Source organism: Kineosporia succinea, from assembly GCF_030811555.1.
GTDB classification, from domain to species: Bacteria; Actinomycetota; Actinomycetes; order Actinomycetales; family Kineosporiaceae; genus Kineosporia; species Kineosporia succinea.
Genome location: NZ_JAUSQZ010000001.1, coordinates 4,337,240 through 4,359,914, shown reverse-complemented (window position 1 = coordinate 4,359,914; position 22,675 = coordinate 4,337,240). Strand labels below are relative to the sequence as shown.

Sequence of the window (22,675 nt, the reverse complement as noted above, 5' to 3'; positions counted from 1 at the left end):
TGCCTTTCGATCGTCTGGCTCAGAGGGCCGGGGGTGCACCGGCGTTCAGTTCCCGCTCACCGGCGTCGGCCCAGAGGTCGGCGAGCGCCGCCTCGATCACGGCCCGCACCCGCGGATCTTCGGCCTTCACGCCCGGCGGCAGGATCGACTGGGCGATCAGCTGCCCGTCCGGGTCTCGGCGCAGGGCCACCCGGGCCGGTTTGCCGCGCGGCATGGGCACACTCGCGCTCAGCACCACCGACGACTGCACGCGCTCACGCACCACCTCGGGCAGCCGGCCCACATCGTCCTGGATCTCCAGCGGGGTGGTCTTGCGGGTGTCGACCCACCAGATCACCAGCATGCGCGAGTTCTGCTCCCAGACGGCCTGATCCACCGCGTCCCAGCTGCGCACCATCCGCTCGCCGCGCGGGGTGACGATGCGCAGGTCCCGGGTGGTGGCCGCGGCCGCTCCCCCGCCGACCAGGATCGACCAGGCCAGCAGACGCGGCGTGCCCGGCTCGTCGAGGCCGAGGGACTCGGACATGCCCTCGGGCATGACGGCCTTCCGGGGCAGACGGGGAATCAGTTTCATCAGGTCACACCGTGCTTCCGCTCGGAGAGAGCACGTTTGGCGATCTCGAGCTCCATGACCCGCATCCCGACGTCCTCACCGCGCTGCCAGGCCGCCTTGAGCGACGAGATCTCGCGCGCCAGCTGGGCTTCGGCGATGTGCAGGATCATGCCCGCGGCGTAGCGGGCGAGCGCCACCTCGTCTTCGAGCGTGGGCAGCGGCGCCACCACCAGCTCGGTGATCATCGGGACGACCGGGTCGGGGGCGAAGTCCTGCACCAGGGCCACCCAGGCCGCCTCGGTCAGGCCGACCGCGACCGCGATCCCGCCCGCGCCCCGGATCGCCTCGTGAATCGCCCGGTAGAGCGGGGTCTGGAAGGTGTCGGCGGGCAGCGCGTCGGTCTCGGCCGACGGCACCAGGCGCGGCACCTGCAGCATGCACTCCAGCGCCTGCCGCTCGATCGCCGCGTTCTTGTCGCGGGGGTCGGGGCGCGACAATGTGGGACGCGGTGGACGACGGGGCGTTTCGGGCACCTGTGTGGGTGACGTGGTGGTGCCGGGTGTCACCGGCCCGCCGTGGTTCTCGTACGCGTCGTACGGCGGCTCGTCTTCGGGCGGGGGCATGTCCTCGGGCGGCGGCTCGTCCCACGAGTTGCCGCCGCTGAAGTTCTGGCCCCCGTTGAAGTTCTGGCCGCCGTTGACGTTCTGGCCGCCGCTGAAACCGGTCTTGCCCTCGCCGTTGTTCCAGCGCTGACGGTCCCGCTCACCCCAGTTGCCGCCGCCCTTACCGCCCTTGCCGTCCTTGCCCTTCCAGCCCTTCTTCGGCTCGGGCGGCAGGATGTAGGTGCCGTCGGGCATCTGCCACGACCCGTCGGGCTGCTGAATTCCCCCGGCCGGCCCCTCGTTCCGCCGGTTGTTCCACTGCCGGCCACCCCCGGAGGCCTTGTTGCCCCCGGACTGCTCGGCGCGTCCACCGTTGCCACCGCCGACAGCCCCTGCCCGCTGGGCCCGCGCGACCGACTGACGCACCAGCTCCTCGTCCATGCCGAGCATGCCCGCGAGCTTGACCGCGTAGCCCAGGCGGATCACCTCGTCGCGGATGTTCGCGACGACGGGCGCGGCCAGCCGCAGCGCCCGGGCACCCCCCTCGACCGTGCTGAGGTCGACCCCGTTGATGATCGACTCGATCTTGAACTCGAACATCGGGCGACGGCCCGCGATCAGCTCGCGCACCGCCTCGTTGCCGTGCCGGAGCCGCAGGTCACAGGGGTCCATGCCGCTGGGGGCGATCGAGACGTAGGTCTGTGAGACGAACTTCTGGTCGTCTTCGAAGGCCTTGAGCGCCGCGTTCTGCCCGGCCTTGTCACCGTCGAACGTGAAGATGACCCGGCCGTCGGAGTTGCGCTCGTCGCCGATCAGGCGCCGCACGATGCGGATGTGGTCGGCGGCGAAGGCGGTGCCGCAGGTGGCGACCGCGGTGGTCTCGCCGGCCAGGTGGCACGACATCACGTCGGTGTAGCCCTCGACCACGACCACCTGGTGGTTCTTGGCGATCTCCCGCTTGGCCAGGTCGACGCCGTAGAGCACGTGCGACTTCTTGTAGAGGCTCGTCTCGGGGGTGTTGAGGTACTTGGCCTCGATCGTGTCGTCGTCGAACAGCCGCCGCGCGCCGAAGCCGAGCGTGCCGCCCGTGACGTCGCGGATCGGCCAGATCAGCCGGCCGCGGAAGCGGTCGTAGAGCCCACGCCGCCCCTGCCCGGAGATGCCCGCCGAGACCAGTTCGTCGCCGGTGAACCCGCGCCCGGTCAGGTGCCGGGTGAGCACCTCACCCCCGCGCGGCGCGAACCCGACCCCGAAGTGCGCGGCCGCGGCCTGGTCGAAGCCGCGGTCGACCAGGAACTGCCGGCCGATCGAGGCCTCGGGCGAGGTGCCCAGCTGCTCGATGTAGAACTGCTCGGCCATCCGGTTGGCCTCGAGCAGCCGCCGGCGCTGGTTGACGCCCGCCTGGTCGGGACGCTTGCCCTCGTTGCCCGACTCGTCTTCGTACCGCAGCTGCAGGCCGATGCGCTGGGCCAGCCGCTCGACCGCCTCGGCGAACGACAGGTGGTCGATCTCCATCACGAAGGAGATGACGTCGCCGCCCTTCTGGCAGCCGAAGCAGTGGTAGAAACCCACGGTCGGCCGCACGTTGAAGGACGGCGTCTTCTCGTCGTGGAACGGGCACAGCCCCTTCAGCGCGCCGATGCCGGCGGTGCGGAGCGTGACGTACTCGCCGACGACCTCGTCGATGCGGGACCGCTCGCGAACTGCTTCTACGTCTTCGCGGCGGATCCTCACCCGGTGATTCTAGTTCTTCACGAACCGGGCGAGGACACCGGAGCCGAGGTGGTCTGCCAGTTGATCTTGAACTCCTCGATCTGGTCGCTCGCGAAGCTCACGGCCAGGCGCATCAGGATGAACGCGACCAGGGCGAGCGTGACCAGCACCATCATGACGGCGAAGTAGATGGCCAGGGTGATCTTGGCCATCGTGCCCCAGGTGATGCTGCGGGCGGGCATGATCTGCGAGCGGATGACGGTCTGCGAACCGGTCTCCGGGCCCGGCGCCGCAGTGATCGGCTGGCTCCCGGTTCTCAGCCTCTCCCGGTCGCGGGGGCTCTCCAGCCCCCGGCGGGGACTGTCGTAGCTGGTGCGGTTCTGGAAGAAGTCGGTGCCGCCAGTGCTCACGCCTCGCCTGCCTGTCCACGTTCGGTCGGTGACCGAAGAGTGTCAGGCGTTCATGCCCGGAAATGCTTCGTGCAGCACAAAAGCACGTCAAATCGCTCTCAGTTGGGAAGGAGCTCGTGGTGCCAGGCCACGGCCCGGGCGTCGGTGAGGCTCGCGACCTGGTCGATCACGGCCCGCAGCCGGCCCGCGTCGTCGGCGGCCTCGTTCCAGGCCAGGGCGAACGGCAGGTCGAGCACCTTCGGAGCCCGGTCTTCGAGCACCTGGGTGAGCTCCATCAGCAGTTCTCGCTGCCGGGTGTAGAGCGGCTGACGGTCTTCGACGGTCATCACGTAGACCACGGCCAGCCCCTTGAGCACCGCGATCTCGATCTCGGTCTCCTTCGGCACCACCAGATCGGCGTAGTAGCGGGTGAGCGGCCCGTCGCCCGAGACCTCCCGGGTGGCCTCTTCCACCGAGCGCACGAAACGGCCGATGAGCTGCGACGTCATGTTCTTCAGGGCGGCCAGCGAGGCGTAGTCGCCCTCGAAGCCGGTGACCCACGCGGGCAGCCGGCGCAGCCGGTTCAGGCCCTCGAGCAGGTCGCTCTCCGGCACGTGCGGCAGGTACCAGGCCCGCACCTGTTCCACCACGCGGGCGGCCTCGTCGTCGTCGGTGAGCAGGCGCGGGTCCAGACGCAGCGAGACCACCGCGTCTTCCACGTCGTGCACGCTGTAGGCCACGTCGTCGGCCAGGTCCATCACCTGGGCCTCGATGCAGCGGTGCCGGTCGGGAGCGCCGGTGCGCAGCCAGCCGAACACCTCGAGGTCGTCGTCGTAGACGCCGAACTTGCGCGAGCCCTCCTGCGGCGATTCCCCGCTGCGCCACGGGTATTTCGCCACGGCGTCGAGGGACGCACGGGTCAGGTTGAGCCCGTGCGGACGTCGCGGACCCATCACCTTGGGCTCGAGACGCGTGAGCACCCGCAGCGTCTGCGCGTTGCCCTCGAAACCACCCACGCCCGAACAGATCTCGTCGAGAGCAGTCTCACCGTTGTGACCGAACGGCGGGTGCCCGAGGTCGTGCGCCAGGCAGGCCGTGTCGACGACGTCCGGATCACAGCCCAGGGCCGAGGCCAGCTCTCGCCCGACCTGCGCCACCTCGAGGCTGTGGGTCAGGCGGTTGCGCACGAACTCGTCCGAGTGCGGGCCCACCACCTGGGTCTTGGCGCTCAGCCGGCGCAGCGCCGACGAGTGCACCACCCGGGCACGGTCGCGCGAGAACTCGCCCCGGCGCGGATCTTTGGGCGGCTCCGGGTACCAGCGCTGCTGATCCTCGAAGGCATAACCCACCTCGGGCCCGTGGTAGAACCGGCTCACTGCTTCCTCCTCGTCCCGCGGGCCCGTGCTCTCTGTCGGCACCTGCGGGCTGTTGCTGGAGCCTGTCACCCTCCGGAAACGGACAGTTCCGCCTCACGCAGCACGCGGGTGAATTCCGCGTCGATCTCGCGGCTGTCGAGCCAGCCGGCCGGCAGCGACACCTGACGCGGCGACCCCGCCCGGCCGCGCGGCCCCTCGGCGCCCTCGCCCGGGTAGGGCTGGCTGCCGTCGAGCTGGCCGGCGAGCTCGTCGAACTCGGCCAGCGAACTGATCATGGCCAGGCCGGTGCGGATCTCCTTGCCCACCACGTAACCCTTGAAGTACCAGGCGATGTGCTTGCGGAAGTCGCGGCAGGCCCGGTTCTCGGCATTGCTCTCGGCGTCGTGACCGGTTTTCTTGTAGGGCTTCTCGTAACCGTCGTAGTGCTCGGTGAGCAGCTGGATGTGGCGGCGCATGGTGTCGAGCACGTAGCCCAGACCCGGCTCCAGACGCTCGGAGCGGCCGTTCATGGCGGCGGCCAGGTCGGCGAACAGCCACGGCCGGCCCAGGCACCCGCGACCCACGACCACCCCGTCGGCACCGGTCTCGGCCATCATGCGCACCGCGTCGTCGGCCGACCAGATGTCGCCGTTACCGAGCACCGGGATGCTGGTGACGGCCTGCTTGAGCTTCGCGATCGCCGACCAGTCGGCCTGGCCGGAGTAGTACTCGGCGGCCGTGCGGCCGTGCAGCGCGACCGTGGCGACGCCCTCGTCCTCGGCGATGCGCCCGGCGTCGAGGTACGACAGGTGGTCGGCGTCGATGCCCTTGCGCATCTTCACCGTGACCGGCACCCCGTGCGGCGTGGCCGCCTTCACCGCGGCCGAGACGATGGCCCGGAACAGGTCGGCCTTCCAGGGCAGGGCCGCTCCCCCGCCCTTGCGGGTGACCTTCTGCACCGGGCAGCCGAAGTTGAGGTCGATGTGGTCGGCGCGGTTCTCGTCGAGCAGCATCTTCACGCAGGCCCCGACCGTCACCGGGTCGACGCCGTAGAGCTGCACGCTGCGCGGGTTCTCGTCGGGATCGTGCTGGATCAGGCGCATCGACTCGTCGTTGCGCTCGATCAGGGCCCGTGACGTGACCATCTCGCTGACGAACAGCCCCTCGCCGCCCTCGGCCGCCATCTGCTCACGGCACAGCCGCCGGAACGCCGTGTTGGTGATGCCCGCCATCGGGGCGAGTACGACGGGGGTGGCGACGCGGTGGGGGCCGACCTGCAGAGCTGTCACGTGTCCCATTGTCTCCCACGTTCCGGCCACGGCCCGACCAGCTCCCCTTGCGGGCTGCGCCGGCTGTTGGAGGCTGGGGGCATCGAGTCCCCTCCGGGAGGTCTGAAATGCCCGAGTACCAGCGCACCCTCACGATCGAAGCCAGCCCGGACGACCTGTTCGACTACCTGTCCCGGGTGGAGAACCTGCCCACCTACTTCTCCGGCCTGACCAGTGCCCACTCCGCCACCGGCGACGAGGTGCACGTGACCGCCGAGGTGCCGGCCGAGGCCACGCAATCGGGACATCCGGAGAAGGTCGAGTCGAACGCCTCGTTCGCGGTGGACGCGGACAACCGGTCCATCTCGTGGGGCACGCCCGCCCTGAACGACCATGACTACGGCGGATCGTTGCAGGTCACGGCCTCGGGGCCGGGCGCTCAGCTGGCCGTCACCCTGCACACCGAGCACGACGACCCGGACACGATCAACGCCGGGCTGGACGAGACGCTGCGCAACATCGACCGGCTGGTCACGCAGCGGCCCGACCTGCAGTAGTCACGCCACCGTCACGCCACGTAGCTCAGCAGATCGCTCAGCTGCGGCAGCACCCGGTGCGGCCCGCTCGGATGCGGGTCGGCCGCGTGCAGGCCGTAGGGGTCGTGCAGCAGGGGCGTGAGCCCGGCCGCGGTGGCCGAGCGGACGTCGTAGAACACGGTGTCGCCCACGTAGGCGATGCGTGAGGACGCGTCGAGCCCCAGGGCGTCGAGAGCGTGCCGGAAGATCGCGGGGTCGGGTTTGCGGACACCGACCACGTGCGAGTCGACCACGCAGACCACCCGGGCGGTGCCCGGGGTGTCGACACCGCAGATGCCGAGCCGGGCCAGGTCGCCCTCGACCTGCCCCTCGGCGTTGGAGACGATGCCGATCGGCACGTTGCGCTCTTCGAGAGCGAGCAGGGTGCGGGCGGCCTCGGGCATCGGGTGCTGCCACCGCGTGTTGCCGAAGCCCTCGACGAAGCTCTCGATGCGCTTGTCGGTGGTGGCCACCCCGGCGGCCCGCAGGAAGGCGCTCGCGTAGGCCCGCCAGTCGGACTCCTCCCCCTCCTCGCGGGCCAGGTCCATGGCGTGGGCGCCGGCGAAGTGGGCCCGGCGCAGGGTCTCGGGATCGGTCGAGCCGCCGAACGGGGCCACCAGCGGACCCGTCATCCCCGGATCGGGCAGGAGCAGCACGCCGCCGGCGTCGAACAGGATCGCGTCGAACTCCGTCATGATCCAATTCTTCCCCCTCGACGTCGTTCCGCGCAGCAGGTCGCCCTGGCCGGATGCGGCGGGTCGGCGGGTCGGCGGGTCGGCGGGTCGGCGGGTCAGCGCAGCAGCCATCCGTTCTCCTCGGCGACCCGGACCGCCTCGGCGCGGGTGCGGGCGCCGGTCTTGCCGATCGCCGACGACAGGTGGTTGCGCACCGTGCCCGCGCTCAGGTGCAGCTTGCCGGCCAGGTCGGCGACCGTGCCGCCGTCGCGCGCGGCCTCCAGCACCTCGGTCTCGCGGCTGGTCAGCGGACTGGCCCCGGCCGTCAGCGACTCCGCCGCCAGCGCCGGATCGACCACCCGCAGTCCCTGGTGCACCCGCCGCACGGCATCGGCGAGCTGGCGGGCCGGTGTGTCTTTCACGACGAACCCGCTCGCCCCCGCCTCCATCGCCCGCCGCAGGTACCCCGGCCGCCCGAACGTGGTGACGATCAGCACCCGGCACCCCGGCACGGCCGCCCGCAGCTCCCGGGTGGCGGCGATGCCGTCCTGCCCGGGCATCTCCACGTCGACCAGCGCCACCTGTGCCCCGCTGCCCAGCGCCGCGGCCACCACCTCGTCGCCCCGGCCCACCTCGGCCACGACCTCGAGATCGGGCTCCAGCCCGAGCAACGCGGCCAGCGCCCCGCGCACCATCGCCTGGTCGTCGGCCAGCAGCAGCCGGATGCGCCCCGCCTCAGGATCGTTCACGAGCTCCCGTTCACTCATCCGCTCTCGTTCAGGCCGACTCCCTCGGCCAGCCCCGGCCTCTCGCCCAGCCCCGGCCTCTGGTCCAGTCACGGCCTCTCGCCCAGCCCCGGGTTCTCGCCCGGGCACCGGTTCTCGTCCGGTGCGGGCCTCTCGTGCGGTCACCACCCCACCCGCAACCGAAACCCGCGCCCCGCGTCCCCGTGCCCCACCGACACCCCCGCGCCGACCGCCTCAGCACGCTCCCGCAGACCTCGCAGGCCCTGACCACCCGCCGGAACGGAGTGAGAAGCACTGGTGCTCGCCTCGTGCTCGAGCTCAGCGGATCCCCCGCCCGACCCCGAAACCCCCACCCCGTCGTCCACAATCTCCACGCAGTTCCGGCTCAGCACCACCCGGCAGCGCTCGGCCCCGGAGTGCCGCACCACGTTCGTCACGCCCTCCCGCACCGCCCACCCGAACAGCTCCCGGCGTTCACCCGGCACCTCGTCGACGGCACTGGGCAGCTCGGCCACGATGCCCGCCGCGTCGAGCGCCGTGCGCGCCGACACCAGCTCCGTGGCCAGCGTGACCTCCCGGTACCCGGCCACCGCCGCCCGCACGTCGGCCAGCGCGTCGCGGGCCAGCCGCTCCACCTCGGCGATCTCCTGCTCGGCCCGCTCCGGCGCCAGCGGCACCAGACGCCCGGCCAGCTCGGACTTCATCGTGATCACGGTCAGCGTGTGCCCGAGCAGATCGTGCAGGTCACGGGCGAACCGGTCGCGCTCACGGGACACCGCCAGCCGCGCGATCTCCTGCTGCGCCTGGGCCAGCTCGACGTTGCGCGCGATCATCTGCGAGATCCCCCAGACCGCCACCGACGCCAGCACCAGGGCGATGGCGAGGCCGTTCTGCTCCTCCCAGCCCGGCACCGTGCGCGCGGTGATCTCCACCGCCGCGATCAGCGCGACCACCGTGCCCAGCGCCACCTCCGCACGCAGCAGCATGATCGCCATCACCGCGTCGTAGACCAGCAGCGCCAGCCCGGTCTGCCCGACCAGCAGCGTCACGGCCAGCGTGAGCGCCAGCGCGCCCACCACCACCGAGCCCCGCACCACCGGCCCGACGTCGCGGGCCCGCCACTGTGAGACCCGGGCGATGCTGAATCCGTAGCCGTAGAGGAGGCAGAACCCCACCAGCAGAACGAGCGAGACCACCCGCCGGGCAACCGGATCCAGATGGATGGCCACGGTGAAGGTGTCGTGCAGGTAGAACAGCCAGACCAGGGTGAGCAGCCACCGGGCCGAGAACGAGAGGGGCCCGATACGCACCACCCGGCGCGAACCCATGTCCACACTCATACCGAACCCCCTCCCTCAATCCGACAACCAGAACCGTACAAGCCCCCACCGACAAGCATCAGACCCGCTTCGTGTCCCGACGGAACAGCACCGCCGTCCCCGCCACGAAAACCGCCGTCCAGAGCAGAAGATCCGCCACGTGCGCAACGGTCAGCCCGGAGTCGGTGATCGGGCTGCGGGCCACCAGCCCCACCGCGTAGGTCGGCATCCACGGCGCGATGTCCTGCAGGGCCTGCGGCATCTGGTCGAGAGGCTGGAAGAGCCCTCCGAAGAAGCTCATCAGCGCCAGCACCGGCCCCATGAACTGCATCGCGTTCTCGGCCGGGATCAGATAGCCGATGAACAGCCCGAACGCCGCGAACACGAGCGAGCAGAACCAGCTCAGCACGGCCACCGAGATCCACTCCCCCGCACTCAGCTGCGCCCCCATCGAGGCCCCCACCCCGAGCACGATGAGGATCGGCACCACCCCGAGAATCAGTGCGGCACCGACCTTCGTGAGCACGTAACCGGTGGGCCGCAACGAGGTCAGGCGCAGCTGACGGGTCCAGCCCTGCGACCGTTCCACCGAGACCTGAGCTCCGATCGAGGTGGTCGCGATCATGGCGCCGTAGACCGCCATGCTCACCATCACGTAGGCGAACGCGGCCGGTTCGCTGTCCTTGTACCCGTGCCCGAAGAGCAGGAAGAACACCGGCGGCATGATCAGCAGGAAGATCATCGTGCGCCGGTTGCGCAGTGCCCGGCGCAGTTCCAGCACCAGGTAGGTGGGGCTGAAGGTGACCGGCCCCCGCACAGCAGTGACAGACATCGTGAAAACCCCTCAGGAAGTGGTGAGTGCGATGAAGGCGTCCTCGAGATTGCGTGAGGTGACCTCGAAGTCGTGCGCGTCGGTGCGAGTGACCAGGTACCGCAGCACCGCGTCCGAGTCGTTGCACCGCAGCGTGACCGAATCGCCCTGCTGCTGAACCGAGGTGACGCCGGGCAGTGCGGCCAGGGCCACCTGGTCGGCCCCCGGCAGCACGGCCCGCACCTGCCGTCCCGAGGCCATGCCCCGAATCTGCGACGCGGTACCGTCGGCCACCACCGCACCCTTGCGGATCATCACGATCCGGTCGGCGTACGCATCGGCCTCGTCCAGGTAGTGCGTGGCGAACAGGATCGTGCGGCCGGCCGCGGCGTCCTGCCGGATCGCACCCCAGAAGGCGCGCCGGGCCTCGACATCCATGCCGGTCGTCGGCTCGTCGAGCACCAGCAGGTCCGGCTCCGGCAGCAGCGCCAGCGCGAACCGCAGACGCTGCTGCTCCCCTCCCGAGCACTTCCCCACCCGGCGCCCGGCGATCTCCTCGATCCCGGCCCGCTCCAGCACTTCCCGCACCGGCCTGGCCTCCCGGTACAGCGACGCGTTCAGCTGCACGGTCTCCCGCACGGTCAGGTCTTTCAGCAGCCCCCCGGTCTGCATGACGGCCGCGATCCGGCCCTGGGCCACGGCTTCCGCCGGGTCCAGCCCGAACACCTTCACCGAGCCACCGTCCGGACGGCTGAGCCCGAGCAGCATGTCGATCGTCGACGTCTTGCCGGCCCCGTTCGGCCCGAGGAACGCGACCACCTCACCCGCCCCGATGCGCAGGTCGAGGCCGTTCACGGCCGTCACCGTCCCGAAGGTCTTGGTGAGACCCTCGAGCACGATGGCGGACGGTGTGGTCGGGTCGGTCGCGAAACCGACGACCGCGGAACCGGAGTTCGCTGGTGTGTCCATGTCTCAAGGCTGGCCTCCGGCCGCGGGCCGGGAGGATGGCGCCCGTCATGATCCGCGCATGACAAGTGTCATGGGCGGTACGCGTTCACCCGTTCAGCACAGCCCTCAACTGCCGGGTGAGCAGCACGTCCCATTCGAGGCCGTCCGAGTGACTGGGCAGGCGTTCGTCACCGTTCAGGAACACGTCCAGCCCCTGAGCCACCGGTTCCCGGAGAGAGGGATGCCGAGCCAGCACCCGCGTGAGTACGTCGGCCACCACCGGGGTCACCGCCGCGCTCTCGTGTTGCACCACCGCACGGGCCTCGACCCGCAGCACCCGCTCGACCGTCTCCTGCCCACTCAGCTCACCGAGGTCGAAGAGGTGCCCGGCGGCCACCGCCGACGCCACCGGGTCCAGGCCGCTCCAGGTCTCGCGGCCGTTCTCCGCGATGTCCCGCAGCAGGTCGAGCCAGTCGCCGCGCAGAGCGGGTTCGGCCTCCACGACCCGGGCGGCGGTCCGTGCTCCGGCCGCCATCGGCTCACCGGCCGTGTCTACGATCGCCCGCACGGTGGGCCAGGTTTCGGGGGCCCTCCCGATTTCGATCATGAGGGACGCGCCGGTCAGCTGCCGGTGTCGTCCCGGGAACGAGGTGGCCGCCTCGCCCGCGAGCAGTTCCGCGCAGGCCGACTCCAGAGCAGGTGACGGGTACGCCGACCAGATCCGCAGCAGGTCCCGGTCACCGAGGGCGTCCCGGCCCAGGGCCCAGACCTGCGAGAACACCGAAGCCCGCACCGGCCGGTCGAGCAGCGCCTGCACGGTGAGGAGCCAGGCCCCGCCGGGGTGATCGAGAAACGGGTGCGCGGCCAGCGTCACCTGGGCGGCCGGGCTGAACGTCTGCGGGTCGGCGACCGCCTGTGCCCCCAATGTACGCAGCACCGCGGCCTTTACATCGAGGTCGTCAACGCGCAGCGCTCCCACCAGCACATCGACCGCCGCGGTCGACGGCGGCAGCAGCCCGAGCAGTTCGGCCCAGGTGCCGGCCGCCGAGGGATCGGCCGCGAGGGCCGACCGGGCCACCTCGATCAGGTCGTCCTGCGCCCACGCCACCTCCCGGCGGCGGGCGGGCCAGCCGGCCAGCAAACTCGGGTAGGTCCTGCTGATTCCCGGCCCCTCGGCCACCGTCACCCGCTCGCCCACCGCCACGACCGACCGGGCGGGCTCGGCCCAGCGCACGTCGTGCAGCAGGAAGAGCGCGCCCGAGATCGTCGTCCGCAGGGTGACGTCGTTCTCGGCCAGGGGCAGCAGACGCGCACACCCGTCGGCCAGGGCCGGGGCCTTCTGCCCGGCCTCGGCCTGCACCCGGATCACGGCGTTCACCACCCGCTGAGCGGTGGCGGCGTCGCGCGGTTCGGCCAGCAGCTCGACCAGTGCGTCCAGAGCGGCCGGGGTGGCGGCCCGGGACTGTTCCGCGATCAGGGCCCAGGCCTCGGCCCGGTCACCCGCTTCGACCTGCGACCGAAGTCGGTGCAGCAACGGGACGACTCGGGCCCCGGCCTCGGCCGTGAGCACGGACAGCGAGTCGACGTGGACATTGGGGTAGGCGGGCGACTGCTCGGGCCACAGCCGTACGAGAAGGTCCAGCCCGGAGGGCAGTTCGACACCCAACGCGAGCGCCGACCAAACCGCCGCGAAGACCGCGTCGTCCTGCCCCGCGTCCACCATGGACTGAAGTTCGACCCCCGTCAGGAGACCGTGCCGGGCCAGTGGTTCCATCAGCCGCACGCGCGGATACGCCTCGGTCTCGGCCGTGAACCGTTCGCGCAGAACCGCACTCAGCTCCGGAGCCGGTTCCCAGTAGCAGGCGTTGTCGTAGATCTGCGCCCGGATCTCCGCATCACCGTCGTGGGCCAGCGGCAGCAGGGCCCGCATGACGTCGTCCGCCCCGGCCCGGGTGTCCTGGTCGAAGCGCTCCATGTCGGTGCCCTCGGGCAGGTACATCGGATTGCGCCCGGAACCGGCCTGAATCGCGGCGCAGTACGCCTCCAGCAACTGCAACGCACCCGTGCGCCCGGGAGCGGTCTCGTCGAGCCCGATCTCGACCAGGAACGGCAGCGCCGCCACGGTCGCCGGGTACACGCTGCCCTGATGCAGGATGGAGCCGTGCAGTTCACCGCACGCCTCTTCCCAGTCCTCGTCGCGCAGCGCCCGAATCAGGTCCGGAACATCGCCCGCGCCACCGTAGGCGTGCGAAAGGGTGTCCCAGTCGAGGTTCTCGCTCATGGCCTGACTTCTCCCACCACATCGTCTTCGAGTGTGCTCACCAGACACAGGTCCAGCCCGATGTCTTCCCGGGTCGGTAAGAACCGTTTGTCCGACCGCGGAACGGGTTCGAGCGCCTGCCGGGCCCGTGCACGCAGGCCCTGGTCCTGGGCGAGCGCCCGCTTCAGCACCGGGGCCGCGGCCGGAATCACGGCGGCTGTGCCCGGGTCGGTCACCGCGGGCAGGAGCCGGTCGGCGACCTCCTCCGGCTCGATCTCGCCCAGGTCGAGCAGCGCCCCACCGTCAAGGGCCAGGCGCACCGCCGGATCGGGGTCATCGGCCAGCGGCAACAGAGTCTGCGCCACTTCAGCCAGTCCTTCCCGCGCCACGTGGCCGGAGCACCGCAGCAGACTCAGCGCCTCGGAGCGCCCTTGCGCCCGGCGGTCCAGAGCCACGTCGGCCAGGAGCGGGAGGGCCGCGACGGTGGCCGAGTACACGCTGCCCTGGTGCAGGATCGACATGTCGAGCCGGAAGCCCGCGACCTCCCGGTCCTCGCCACGCAGTTCTTCGATCAGGTCGGGGATCTCCTCGGCGCTCCCGTACGCGTGGGTGAGCGTCGAGGAGTCGGGTTTCACACCAAGGCCTTTTCGAGCGTGAGGACGAGTCGGGCATCGGCTTCCGGCGCGCCCGCGGAGGGAATGCGGTGGTCACCTTTCAGGAGCGGGGCCAGGTGCGTCGCCGCCCGTTCCCGCAGGTCGGGGCGGTCGACGACGGCCCGGTGCAGTACCCGGGCCATGGACTCGACCACCGCGGCGGTGCCGGGCGTCCCGATCTGCAGGGACAGCGCCTGCTCCACCGCCTCGTCGGGGGTCAGGGCGCCCAGGGCCGCCAGGTGGTCGAGGGCCAGGGCCCGGGCGGCCTGGTCACGTCCGGCCCACGACTCGCGGCCGTTCGTGGCGATGTCTCGCAGAAGGTCGAGCCATTCGGGGAGCCGGGCGGGCCTTTTCGCCACGACACGATGGCCCAGGGGCAGCGTGGTCTCCAGCGGAGGGCCCGCGGCGTCGGCCTGGGCCAGCAGCGCCGGCCAGACCAGATCCTCGTGCTCTTCGAGAGGCTGGGCCATCAGTACCTCGACCGCCGCCAGCTGCACCGCCCGGCCCGGGTACGAGCGCCGCACCTTCTCGGCGGTCAGACCCCGGCACACCCGGATCAGGGCCGGTGACGGGAAGGCCGACCACACCGCCAGCAGCTTCTCGGCCGCGAAACCAGCCGCGCCCAGACGCCAGGCCGGCTCGAAACCGTCCGGGTCGCGGGTAATCGCGGCGCGGGCTGCCAGCAACCAGGCCTCGTCCTCATTGCGCTGCACACTCTGAGCGGCCAACGCTTCGATCGCCCGGGCCCGCAGGTCGTCGTCGAAGGCCTCGGGGTGCCGCGCGGCCAGACCGGCGAGCACCTCGGCGCCCGGGCGGGGGTCGGCCCCCAGCACCGCGATCAGCTGGTGCACCACCGCACGCGAGGGCGGCAGCTGGGCCAGCACCGGCACCCACTGCCCGGCCCGGGCCGGCCAGGCGGCGGTGGCGCGGGCGATCAGGTCGAGCAGCCCGGCCTCGGCCCAGGCCACCGAACGCATCGTCCGGAAACCGGTCAGCGCCGCGGGCAGGGCCAGCTGCGTGTCGCCGACGTTCACGCCGGGCAGCTCCGCGGCCTCGGTGAGGTTGGCGCCGCCCCGGGCCCAGCGCTCGTCCCGGGCCCCGAAAAGCATCACCATGCGGGCCGCCTCGAGTTCCGGGCCGCCCTCGGCGTCGAGCGCGGCCACCACGTCACAGACCTCGGCCGTGCGCTCGGGCGATCCCGGCAGCACGTATCCGAGCGCCGCCACCACGGCCGCCAGCTCTTCGGTTTCGCGCCCTGCCCCCGCGAGACCCTCCACGACGGCCAGCAATCCGTCCACCGCCGAACGCCCCGCCGGCCGCGACAGGTCCGCGACCTGGCACCAGCAGTACGCGAGATCCTCGGCCGTGAGCCCGGAATCGTCCACCGAGGCCAACCGCAGCAGCACCGGCACCGCCCGCGCCCCCGCCGCCTGCACCATCAGCTCCAGCGAACCGGCCGGATCGGACGTCGGGTACTCCTGCGCGTGCACCGGCCAGAGCCGGGCCAGCTCCTCGAGCGCCCCGGGCAGGTCGAGCCCCAGCGCCACGGCCGACCAGACCGCGGCGAACCGCACGTCGTCGTCGGTCAGAGCGTCCAGGGCCTCCCCGGTGAGCAGGCCGTGCCGGGCCAGCGGTTCCATCAGCGCCACCCGCGCGGCCGAATCCGTCTCCACGGCAAGCCGTTCCCGCAGCGCCGCGGCCACCGCGTCGGTGTCGCGAACAACCGTCCAGTGAGCCGAACACTCATAGACGGCCATCCTGACCTCCGGGTCGAGATCGGCCGTCAGCGGCAGCAGGTCGAGTGCCACGCGTTCCAGCGTGTCGAGGGCGGCCGTCAGCAGATCGTGCTCCGGCCCGAGCCCGAGCACGGCCTCCCCGTAGACACTCAGCAGCTGCAGCGCCCCGAGTCGCCCCGGCGCCTCCTTCTCCTGGGCCACCGCGGCCAGCGACGGCATCGCCGCCACCGTCGCCGGGTAGATCCCGCCCTGATGCAGGATCGAGCCGTACAGCGCCTCGACCGCGTCCGGCCAGTCCCGACCCCACAACTGCCCGATGAGCTCCGGGGTGTCCGTCGCCGGACCGTAGGCGTGGGTAAGAGACGGCCAGTCGACCGGGTCCGCGCTCGGGATCATGGGCCGAACAGTAGCGAACCGTCCCTAAGCGCTCAGCGTGTCTCTCAAGGTGCCCACCAGCCGACTGTCGGCCGCAATGTCGTCGGGTACCAACGTCCTCTGGTCGGAACCCACCAACCCCTCCAGCTCCCACCCGACCGCCGACCGCAGGTCGGGCCGTTCGGCCACCGCATCGCGGATCACCCGGGCCGCGGCCGGCACCACCTCCAGGGCACGACGTGTGCCCGCCGCCGCCCGCACCGCCTGAACGGCCAGGTCGAGCGCGTGTTCGGGCGGTACGTCACCGAGTACCTGCAGGGCCTCGACCGCCACCGGCTGCCCGTCCACGGCCAGGTCCCGAAGGCACGTCAGCCAAGCCTCGCGAAGCTCCGGACGGGCCACCACGAGCCGGTTGCCGAGTGCCACCGCGGCACCGAGCGCGGGCCCGGCCACGTCGAGCAGCCCGAGCAGCGCCGACCAGGCCTGATCCAGCTCCGCCGAGGGCGCGGAACCGTCCCGCCCGAAAAGGATCTCCAGCGCCGCCACCTGCACGGCGCGACTGCGGTACACGCCCCAGTTGCTCCGCGTGACCAGCTCCAGACACACCGCGTCGAGCTCCGGGGAGGGCGCGTGAGAGGCCCAGATCCGCAGCAGCTCGTCCTCCCCCGGCCCGGACTCACTCATGCGCCAGGCCCGGCCGAACCCGCCCTGGTCCCCCGCCCCGAGCAGGGCCTGGGTGACGAGCAGCCAGGCCCCGGCGTCCCCGCCCGGCACCGGAAGATCTCGCACCGCAGCGTAACTGGCCGCATCGAACACGTCGGGCTGCAGCGCGGCGGCGTGGGCCAGCAGCCGCATGGCCTGCTTCGACGGCACCCCGACGGGACCGACCGAGCCGAGCAGCACGTCCACCGTCGCGGACGACGGCGGCAGCGGGGTGAGCAGACCGGTCCAGGTGTCGACGGTGTCGGGCCAGGCCGCGATCGCGGTGCGCGCCAGGTCGGCGAGACCGGGCTCGGGCCAGCCGAAAGAGGCCAGCGCGGTGGCGAAGTCGACCGAGTTGCCGCCGATGCTGAGATAGGGCGGGGAGGACGCGGCGGTGGCGTCGCGGGCGGCGGCCAGCCAGCGCGGGTCACGAACGGCGAAGAGCGCGACCGCGAGCGCCGCCTGGTCCTCCGGGGAGCCGGGGTCGAGGCGGGCCAGCGCGTCACCGGCGCCCGGGTAGGGCAGCAGCGGGATCAGGGCCCCGAGATAGTCCTCGAGATCGTGACTTTCGACCCTTGACGCCAGCGACACCAGGGCGGCCGCGGCCACCTCGCCGGCCGCGCGGGAGATCAGCGCGAGATCGTGCCAGGCCCAGGCCAGTTCGCCGACGGCGACCCGGTCGAGCGCGCCGAGCACCGGAACGGCCCGGGCCCCGGCCGCCCGCACGAGGCGCCCCAGCGGGTCGTGGTCCTCCGAATACGCTTGTTCCGGCCACAGTCTCACCAGGTGCTCGACCGCACCGGGCAGGTCGCGGCCCGACACCACGGCCGACCAGGCGACGGCGAACACCACGTCGTCCTGGCCGCTGCCGAGCAGGGCCTCCAGGTCGCCGGGCGTCAGCGCGCCGAGCCGGCCCAGCGACTCGGCCAGCGCCACCAGGGCCTGTGAATCGTCTTCCGCGGCAAGCCTTCCGCGCAGGGTCGCGACCGGGTCCGGCCAGGTGACGGCGGCCCGGTAGAGCGCGGCGCGGACCTCCGGATCGGCGTCGCCGGCCAGCGGCAGGGCGGCCCGGGCCGACTCCCCCAGCCCCGCGAAAGCTTCGGCCAGCAGGAATTCCGGGCCCACACCGTCCATCAGCGACCGGCCGTAGACGCCGAGCAGCTGCAGGGCACCGACCCGGCCACCGGCCTGCGGGTCGAGCGCGACCTCGACCAGGAACGGCAGCGCCACCACGGTCGCCGGGAACAGCTCGTCGCCGGGCACGAGCAGCGAGGCGAGGTCGTCGGCGGCCGGCTGCCAGTCGTCGTCCGCCAGCTGCCCGATCAGCCCGGGAACGTCGTCCGCCTCGCCGTAGGCATGGGTCAGCGAAGACCAGTCGACGGCGTCCAGCGGATTGAGCACGGGCGAAATGTACCCGAACGGAACGTCACTCCTGATCGCGAGTTGGCATCAAAACCCTTACCGGCAGCCACTTTCTGTGACCGGACCGAGACCGTGAGAGATACCCCGCTGGTCAGGCCCACGAGAAAGGCCCCCGCCGGGAGGCGGGGGCCTTTCCGGAGGAGACCTAGGCGCCGATCAAACGGGTCGCCAGCCACTGCGTGACCCCGGCCAGGGGCACGCGCTCCTGGTCCATCGTGTCGCGTGAGCGGATGGTGACCGCGTCGTCTTCCAGCGTCTCGAAGTCGACGGTGATGCAGTACGGCGTGCCGATCTCGTCCTGACGGCGGTAGCGACGGCCGATGGCCTGCGCGTCGTCGAAGTCCACGTTCCAGTTGCGGCGCAGCTCGGCCGCCAGGTCGCGGGCCTTCGGCGACAGGTCGGCGTTGCGCGACAGCGGGAGCACCGCGGCCTTGACCGGGGCCAGACGGTGGTCGAGCTTGAGCACCGTGCGCTTGTCGACGCCGCCCTTGGTGTTGGGCGCCTCGTCTTCGGTGTACGACTCGACCAGGAACGCCATCAGCGACCGGGTGAGACCGGCGGCCGGCTCGATCACGTAGGGCAGGTAGCGCGTGTTGCTCGCCTGGTCGAAGAAGCTCAGATCGGAGCCCGACTTCTCGCTGTGCGTGCGCAGGTCGTAGTCGGTGCGGTTGGCGATGCCCTCGAGCTCGCCCCACTCCGAGCCGGTGAAACCGAAGCGGTACTCGATGTCGACCGTGCGCTTGGAGTAGTGGGAGAGCTTCTCCTTGGCGTGCTCGTACAGGCGCAGGTTGTCGGCGCTGATGCCGAGATCCGTGTACCAGGCCATCCGGCGGTCGATCCAGTACTGGTGCCACTCTTCGTCCGTGCCCGGCTCGACGAAGAACTCCATCTCCATCTGCTCGAACTCACGGGTGCGGAAGATGAAGTTGCCCGGCGTGATCTCGTTGCGGAACGACTTGCCGATCTGGCCGATGCCGAACGGCGGCTTGCGGCGGGCGGCCTGGTAGACGTTCTTGAAGTTCACGAAGATGCCCTGCGCCGTCTCGGGACGCAGGTAGGCCATGCCGGACTCGTCTTCGACGACACCGAGGTAGGTCTTCATCAGGCCGGAGAACTGCTTGGGCTCGGTCCAGGCGCCCCGGGTGCCGCAGTTCGAGCAGGCGATCTCGGCGATCGAGGTGGCCGGGCGGCCCTTCTTCTCCTCGAACTCCTCGAGGAGGTGGTCTTCCCGGTAGCGGCGGTGGCACGACTGGCACTCGACCAGCGGATCGGTGAACACGTCGACGTGACCCGACGCCTCCCAGACCGCGCGCGGGAGAACCACGGACGAGTCCAGGCCGACGATGTCGTCGCGGCTCGTGACCATGTAGCGCCACCACTGGCGCTTGATGTTCTCCTTCAGCTCGACACCGAGCGGGCCGTAGTCCCACGCAGAGCGGGTACCGCCGTAGATCTCGCCGCTGGGGAAGACGAACCCCCGGCGCTTGCTGAGACTGACGACGGCTTCGAGGCGGGATTCCTGCTTGGCGGCCACGGAACGGCTCACTCCATCCGGCTGGGTGTCGGTGGACGACTCTTGAAAACTGACGCGTCGTAGCGTACGCGCGTTCTCAGGGTGCTCCTGACCTAGTCGACGATCAAGTCACTTTCGTGGTCCTCGACGCCCCCGGCTCCCCAGGTGACGAGATCCTCGAACGCGGTCGGCTCGTCGATGCAGCGGTACATGAGCGGCACGGCGCGCACCTTCACCTCCGGGTGCGAGAGGGCCCGGCGGTAGGCACCCACGGTCTCCCAGCGGGTGGAGAGCACCCACAGGTCGCTCTCGTCGATCGAGCGGCTCACCCGGGCGTCGAGGCAGCCCGGGCGCTCGGTGAGCGCGACCAGCGCCTCTCGCGCGAGGGCGCGGAACTCGTCCCACTCGTGGGTGGGGACGCGGTACCGGGTGACGACGAACACCCCACCAACGTTACTGCTGCGCCCAGCGCGAACCGGACTCCCCTGAGGGTGCCCTAACATGACAAGCTTCGGCCTATGAGCACCAACCGGCGAGAGACCAAGCAGCGGGTGGCCGTCTCCACGGCGCTCGACCAGGTGACGGAGTTCGTCAGCGCACAGCAGCTGCACACCATCCTGCGCGACACCGGCGACGGGGTGGGCCTGGCCACGGTCTACCGCACCCTGCAGCAGCTCGCCGAGGACGGCGAGGTCGACGTGCTGAAGACCGCCGAGAACGAGGCCGTCTACCGTCGCTGCAGCCGGGGTCACCACCACCACCTGCTCTGCCGTCTGTGCCGGCGCACGGTCGAGGTGGAGGCTCCCTCGATCGAGAAGTGGGCGCAGAAGGTGGCCGCCGCCAACGGGTTCGCCGACGTCGACCACGTCGTGGAGATCACCGGCATCTGCGCCGAGTGCCAGGCTCGGCTCGCCGTCTAGAGCACACAAAATGGTGGACGCGCCTGCCCGGGTCGGGCAGGCGCGTCCACCGTTCGCTGCTGGTGGGGTCAGCGGGATTCGCGGAACTCCACGTGCTGCCGGACCACCGGGTCGAACTTGCGCAGCACCAGCCGGTCGGGGCTGTTGCGGCGGTTCTTGCGGGTGACGTAGGTGTACCCGGTGCCCGCCGTCGAACGCATCTTCACGATCGGTCGCAGTTCGGTGCGGCTCGCCATCTCGATCACTCCTTCACGCGCCCGGCCGGTCCGGGTTGCATGGAGGTTAACCTGAGAACGGTTCTCACTATTCCGTGGGCTTGTCCACGGCTCCGCCGTAACGGCGGTCACGCCTGGCGTAGATCTCGACGGCCTCCCAGAGGGTGCGCCGGTCGACGTCCGGCCACAGCACATCCATGAACACCAGCTCGGCGTAGGCGCTCTGCCAGAGCATGAAGTTCGACGTGCGCTGCTCACCCGACGAGCGCAGGAACATGTCGACGTCGGGCAGGTCGGGCTCGTCCAGGTACTTCTGCACCGTGCGCTCGTCGATGCGGTCGGGGTCGATCTTGCCCTGGGCCACGAGCTGCGCGATCGCGCGCGTGGCGTCGGCGATCTCGGCCCGGCCGCCGTAGTTCACGCACATCGTCAGGGTGATCGTGTCGTTGCCGCGGGTGAGCTCCTCGGCGATCTCGAGCTCCTTGATCACGCTGGCCCACAGCTTCGGGCGGCGTCCCGCCCACCGCACCCGCACACCCCACTCGTGCATCTGGTCGCGCCGGCGCCGGATCACGTCCCGGTTGAAGCCCATCAGCCAGCGCACCTCCTCCGGCGAGCGCTTCCAGTTCTCGGTGGAGAAGGCGTAGGCGGAGATGTGCTTGACGCCGATCTCGATGCCGCCGGCCACCACGTCGAGCAGCGAGGCCTCGCCCATCTTGTGGCCCTCGGTGCGGCTCAGGCCACGGTCGTTGGCCCAGCGGCCGTTGCCGTCCATGACCACGGCGACGTGACCCGGCACCAGCTCCTGGGGAATCGCGGGCGGCTTCGCCCCGGAGGGGTGCGGCGGCGGCGCGACCGGCGGGGCGGTGCGGACGGGCAGCGACTGGCGACGGCGGAGCGCCAAGGCAGGACCTCTTCACGAGCGGTGTCGGCGGGCGGCCAGAATCGTACTCCCCCCAACCGTTTTGCCGTGATCGTGCTCAGAACGGCGGGTTCGGCGTCTGCGTGGTCTCCGGTGGCGCCACCGCGGCCTGGGCCCGCTCGATCCGGGCCACGTCGATCGTCGGCAGCATCGGCCCGGTCGGCACCTCGATCGAGGGCCGGTCGCCCTCACGCTCCACCCAGCGCAGCGAGCGCACCCTCCGCTCCACGTGCCACTGCAGGTAGGCCGCCACCAGCCCACTGGCCTCACGACGGCGGCGGGCCTCCGTGGCGTCCGCGAACGGCCAGTCACCCGTGAGCAGAGCGCTCAGCAGCTGCAGGGTCTCCGGGTGCGGCGCGGCCGAACCCGGCGGACGGCACGACGGGCACACCGAGCCCCCCATGCCCAGCGCGAAGGCGCGGTGCGGGCCGGTCTGGCCGCACCGCGCGCAGTCGGTGAAACTCGGCGCCCAGCCCGCGACCGACAGCGACCGGATGAGGTACGCGTCGAGCACCAGGCCGGGCTCGTGCAGGTCCTGCGACAGGGTGCGCAGACCGCCCGCCAGCAGCAGGAACTGCTGCAGCGCGGGCTCCCGCTCGGTCTCGGTGAGCCGCTCGGCCGTCTCCAGCATCGCGGTCGCCGCGGTGTAGCGGGCGTAGTCGGCGGCGATGGTCAGGCCGTAGGCGCCGATCGTCTCGACCTGGTTGACCGTGTCGAGCGAGCGGCCCTCGTGCAGCTGCACGTCGATGAGCATGAACGGCTCGAGGCGGGCGCCGAACCGCGACATGGTCTTGCGCACGCCCTTGGCCACGGCCCGCACCCGCCCGTGCTCCCGGGTGAGGAGCGTGACGATGCGATCGGCCTCGCCCAGTTTCTGGGCCCGCAGGACGATCGCATCGTCACGATAGGTGCGCGCCATCAAGGACGTGTTTCATCAGTCGCTGCCGTGGCGAGGAGGTGCCCGGGGCGTCGGCTGGGCGTGGCTGGTGGGGCCCCTCGTAGCG

The 22,675-nt window shown here is 71.2% G+C and carries 21 protein-coding genes; 2 read left to right on the top strand and 19 right to left on the bottom strand.

Features of this window, described 5'->3' with window-relative positions:
• Positions 1-19: 19 nt before the first annotated feature.
• The 5 genes from J2S57_RS18825 to dusB form a co-directional block, all read right to left on the bottom strand.
• Positions 20-574 carry a hypothetical protein gene (locus J2S57_RS18825; protein WP_307244752.1) on the bottom strand — a complete coding sequence of 185 codons (555 nt, stop codon included), beginning with the start codon at positions 572-574 and terminating at the stop codon, positions 20-22.
• Positions 574-2,889, bottom strand: coding sequence for a DNA primase (dnaG, locus tag J2S57_RS18820; RefSeq protein ID WP_307244751.1), 2,316 nt, complete (start codon positions 2,887-2,889; stop codon positions 574-576). Before dnaG ends, J2S57_RS18825 begins: the two co-directional genes overlap by 1 nt.
• A gap of 17 nt (positions 2,890-2,906) precedes the next feature.
• Positions 2,907-3,278, bottom strand: a complete 372-nt coding sequence (locus J2S57_RS18815; RefSeq protein WP_307244749.1) for a hypothetical protein — start codon at positions 3,276-3,278, stop codon at positions 2,907-2,909.
• A gap of 98 nt (positions 3,279-3,376) precedes the next feature.
• A complete protein-coding gene (locus J2S57_RS18810; protein WP_307244747.1) occupies positions 3,377-4,633 on the bottom strand; it encodes a deoxyguanosinetriphosphate triphosphohydrolase in 1,257 nt (418 codons plus the stop codon).
• Positions 4,634-4,698: 65 nt separating this feature from the next.
• The gene (dusB, locus tag J2S57_RS18805) at positions 4,699-5,910 is read right to left on the bottom strand and encodes a tRNA dihydrouridine synthase DusB (RefSeq protein WP_370882487.1); all 1,212 of its coding nucleotides are present in this window, start codon (positions 5,908-5,910) and stop codon (positions 4,699-4,701) included.
• A gap of 98 nt (positions 5,911-6,008) precedes the next feature.
• Here dusB and J2S57_RS18800 point away from each other — a divergent pair, with 98 nt between their 5' ends.
• On the top strand, positions 6,009-6,437 hold the full coding sequence (locus J2S57_RS18800; protein WP_307244743.1) for an SRPBCC family protein: 429 nt from the start codon (positions 6,009-6,011) through the stop codon (positions 6,435-6,437).
• A gap of 11 nt (positions 6,438-6,448) precedes the next feature.
• Here J2S57_RS18800 and J2S57_RS18795 read toward each other — a convergent pair whose 3' ends face one another.
• The 11 genes from J2S57_RS18795 to J2S57_RS18745 all read right to left on the bottom strand — a co-directional run bounded on the left by J2S57_RS18795 (position 6,449) and on the right by J2S57_RS18745 (position 20,057).
• The gene (locus J2S57_RS18795; protein ID WP_307244741.1) at positions 6,449-7,150 is read right to left on the bottom strand and encodes an HAD family hydrolase; all 702 of its coding nucleotides are present in this window, start codon (positions 7,148-7,150) and stop codon (positions 6,449-6,451) included.
• A 95-nt stretch (positions 7,151-7,245) separates the two neighbouring features.
• Positions 7,246-7,896, bottom strand: a complete 651-nt coding sequence (locus J2S57_RS18790; RefSeq protein ID WP_307244739.1) for a response regulator transcription factor — start codon at positions 7,894-7,896, stop codon at positions 7,246-7,248.
• Between the two features lie 140 nt (positions 7,897-8,036).
• Positions 8,037-9,215, bottom strand: coding sequence for a sensor histidine kinase (locus tag J2S57_RS18785; RefSeq protein WP_307244737.1), 1,179 nt, complete (start codon positions 9,213-9,215; stop codon positions 8,037-8,039).
• 58 nt (positions 9,216-9,273) lie between these two features.
• Positions 9,274-10,026 (bottom strand): ABC transporter permease, encoded by a 753-nt coding sequence (locus tag J2S57_RS18780; RefSeq protein WP_307244734.1) that lies wholly within the window; start codon positions 10,024-10,026, stop codon positions 9,274-9,276.
• Between the two features lie 12 nt (positions 10,027-10,038).
• Positions 10,039-10,974: an ABC transporter ATP-binding protein gene (locus tag J2S57_RS18775; protein ID WP_307244731.1), complete on the bottom strand. Its 936-nt coding sequence runs from the start codon at positions 10,972-10,974 to the stop codon at positions 10,039-10,041.
• An 85-nt stretch (positions 10,975-11,059) separates the two neighbouring features.
• Entirely contained in the window at positions 11,060-13,234 is a 2,175-nt protein-coding gene (locus tag J2S57_RS18770) for a hypothetical protein (RefSeq protein ID WP_307244729.1), read from the bottom strand.
• Entirely contained in the window at positions 13,231-13,848 is a 618-nt protein-coding gene (locus J2S57_RS18765) for a hypothetical protein (protein ID WP_307244727.1), read from the bottom strand. Before J2S57_RS18765 ends, J2S57_RS18770 begins: the two co-directional genes overlap by 4 nt.
• Positions 13,845-15,998, bottom strand: a complete 2,154-nt coding sequence (locus tag J2S57_RS18760; protein WP_307244725.1) for a hypothetical protein — start codon at positions 15,996-15,998, stop codon at positions 13,845-13,847. Before J2S57_RS18760 ends, J2S57_RS18765 begins: the two co-directional genes overlap by 4 nt.
• A gap of 24 nt (positions 15,999-16,022) precedes the next feature.
• Positions 16,023-18,080: a hypothetical protein gene (locus J2S57_RS18755; protein WP_307244723.1), complete on the bottom strand. Its 2,058-nt coding sequence runs from the start codon at positions 18,078-18,080 to the stop codon at positions 16,023-16,025.
• Between the two features lie 166 nt (positions 18,081-18,246).
• The gene (locus J2S57_RS18750; protein ID WP_307244721.1) at positions 18,247-19,647 is read right to left on the bottom strand and encodes a glycine--tRNA ligase; all 1,401 of its coding nucleotides are present in this window, start codon (positions 19,645-19,647) and stop codon (positions 18,247-18,249) included.
• An 80-nt stretch (positions 19,648-19,727) separates the two neighbouring features.
• Positions 19,728-20,057 (bottom strand): antibiotic biosynthesis monooxygenase family protein, encoded by a 330-nt coding sequence (locus J2S57_RS18745; RefSeq protein WP_307244719.1) that lies wholly within the window; start codon positions 20,055-20,057, stop codon positions 19,728-19,730.
• Positions 20,058-20,132: 75 nt separating this feature from the next.
• On the opposite strand from J2S57_RS18745, the gene J2S57_RS18740 reads away from it, so the two are divergent.
• Entirely contained in the window at positions 20,133-20,534 is a 402-nt protein-coding gene (locus tag J2S57_RS18740) for a Fur family transcriptional regulator (protein WP_307244718.1), read from the top strand.
• A 68-nt stretch (positions 20,535-20,602) separates the two neighbouring features.
• Here the strand turns inward: J2S57_RS18740 and rpmG are convergent, their stop codons facing one another.
• The 3 genes from rpmG to recO all read right to left on the bottom strand — a co-directional run bounded on the left by rpmG (position 20,603) and on the right by recO (position 22,590).
• The gene (gene rpmG / locus J2S57_RS18735; RefSeq protein WP_307244716.1) at positions 20,603-20,770 is read right to left on the bottom strand and encodes a 50S ribosomal protein L33; all 168 of its coding nucleotides are present in this window, start codon (positions 20,768-20,770) and stop codon (positions 20,603-20,605) included.
• A gap of 67 nt (positions 20,771-20,837) precedes the next feature.
• Positions 20,838-21,653 (bottom strand): isoprenyl transferase, encoded by an 816-nt coding sequence (locus J2S57_RS18730; protein ID WP_307244714.1) that lies wholly within the window; start codon positions 21,651-21,653, stop codon positions 20,838-20,840.
• Positions 21,654-21,729: 76 nt separating this feature from the next.
• Positions 21,730-22,590: a DNA repair protein RecO gene (gene recO, locus J2S57_RS18725; RefSeq protein ID WP_307244712.1), complete on the bottom strand. Its 861-nt coding sequence runs from the start codon at positions 22,588-22,590 to the stop codon at positions 21,730-21,732.
• Positions 22,591-22,675: the final 85 nt, after the last annotated feature.

Bases quoted from the DNA above. Each gene is read 5' to 3' on its own strand.
- J2S57_RS18785 (WP_307244737.1), bottom strand. From the start codon at position 9,215: ATGAGTGTGGACATGGGTTCGCGCCGGGTGGTGCGTATCGGGCCCCTC.
- dusB (WP_370882487.1), bottom strand. From the start codon at position 5,910: ATGGGACACGTGACAGCTCTGCAGGTCGGCCCCCACCGCGTCGCCACC.
- J2S57_RS18760 (WP_307244725.1), bottom strand. From the start codon at position 15,998: ATGATCCCGAGCGCGGACCCGGTCGACTGGCCGTCTCTTACCCACGCC.
- J2S57_RS18825 (WP_307244752.1), bottom strand. From the start codon at position 574: ATGAAACTGATTCCCCGTCTGCCCCGGAAGGCCGTCATGCCCGAGGGC.
- recO (WP_307244712.1), bottom strand. From the start codon at position 22,590: ATGGCGCGCACCTATCGTGACGATGCGATCGTCCTGCGGGCCCAGAAA.
- J2S57_RS18790 (WP_307244739.1), bottom strand. From the start codon at position 7,896: ATGAGTGAACGGGAGCTCGTGAACGATCCTGAGGCGGGGCGCATCCGG.
- J2S57_RS18775 (WP_307244731.1), bottom strand. From the start codon at position 10,974: ATGGACACACCAGCGAACTCCGGTTCCGCGGTCGTCGGTTTCGCGACC.
- J2S57_RS18780 (WP_307244734.1), bottom strand. From the start codon at position 10,026: ATGTCTGTCACTGCTGTGCGGGGGCCGGTCACCTTCAGCCCCACCTAC.
- J2S57_RS18800 (WP_307244743.1), top strand. From the start codon at position 6,009: ATGCCCGAGTACCAGCGCACCCTCACGATCGAAGCCAGCCCGGACGAC.
- rpmG (WP_307244716.1), bottom strand. From the start codon at position 20,770: ATGGCGAGCCGCACCGAACTGCGACCGATCGTGAAGATGCGTTCGACG.
- J2S57_RS18740 (WP_307244718.1), top strand. From the start codon at position 20,133: ATGAGCACCAACCGGCGAGAGACCAAGCAGCGGGTGGCCGTCTCCACG.
- J2S57_RS18770 (WP_307244729.1), bottom strand. From the start codon at position 13,234: ATGAGCGAGAACCTCGACTGGGACACCCTTTCGCACGCCTACGGTGGC.
- J2S57_RS18795 (WP_307244741.1), bottom strand. From the start codon at position 7,150: ATGACGGAGTTCGACGCGATCCTGTTCGACGCCGGCGGCGTGCTGCTC.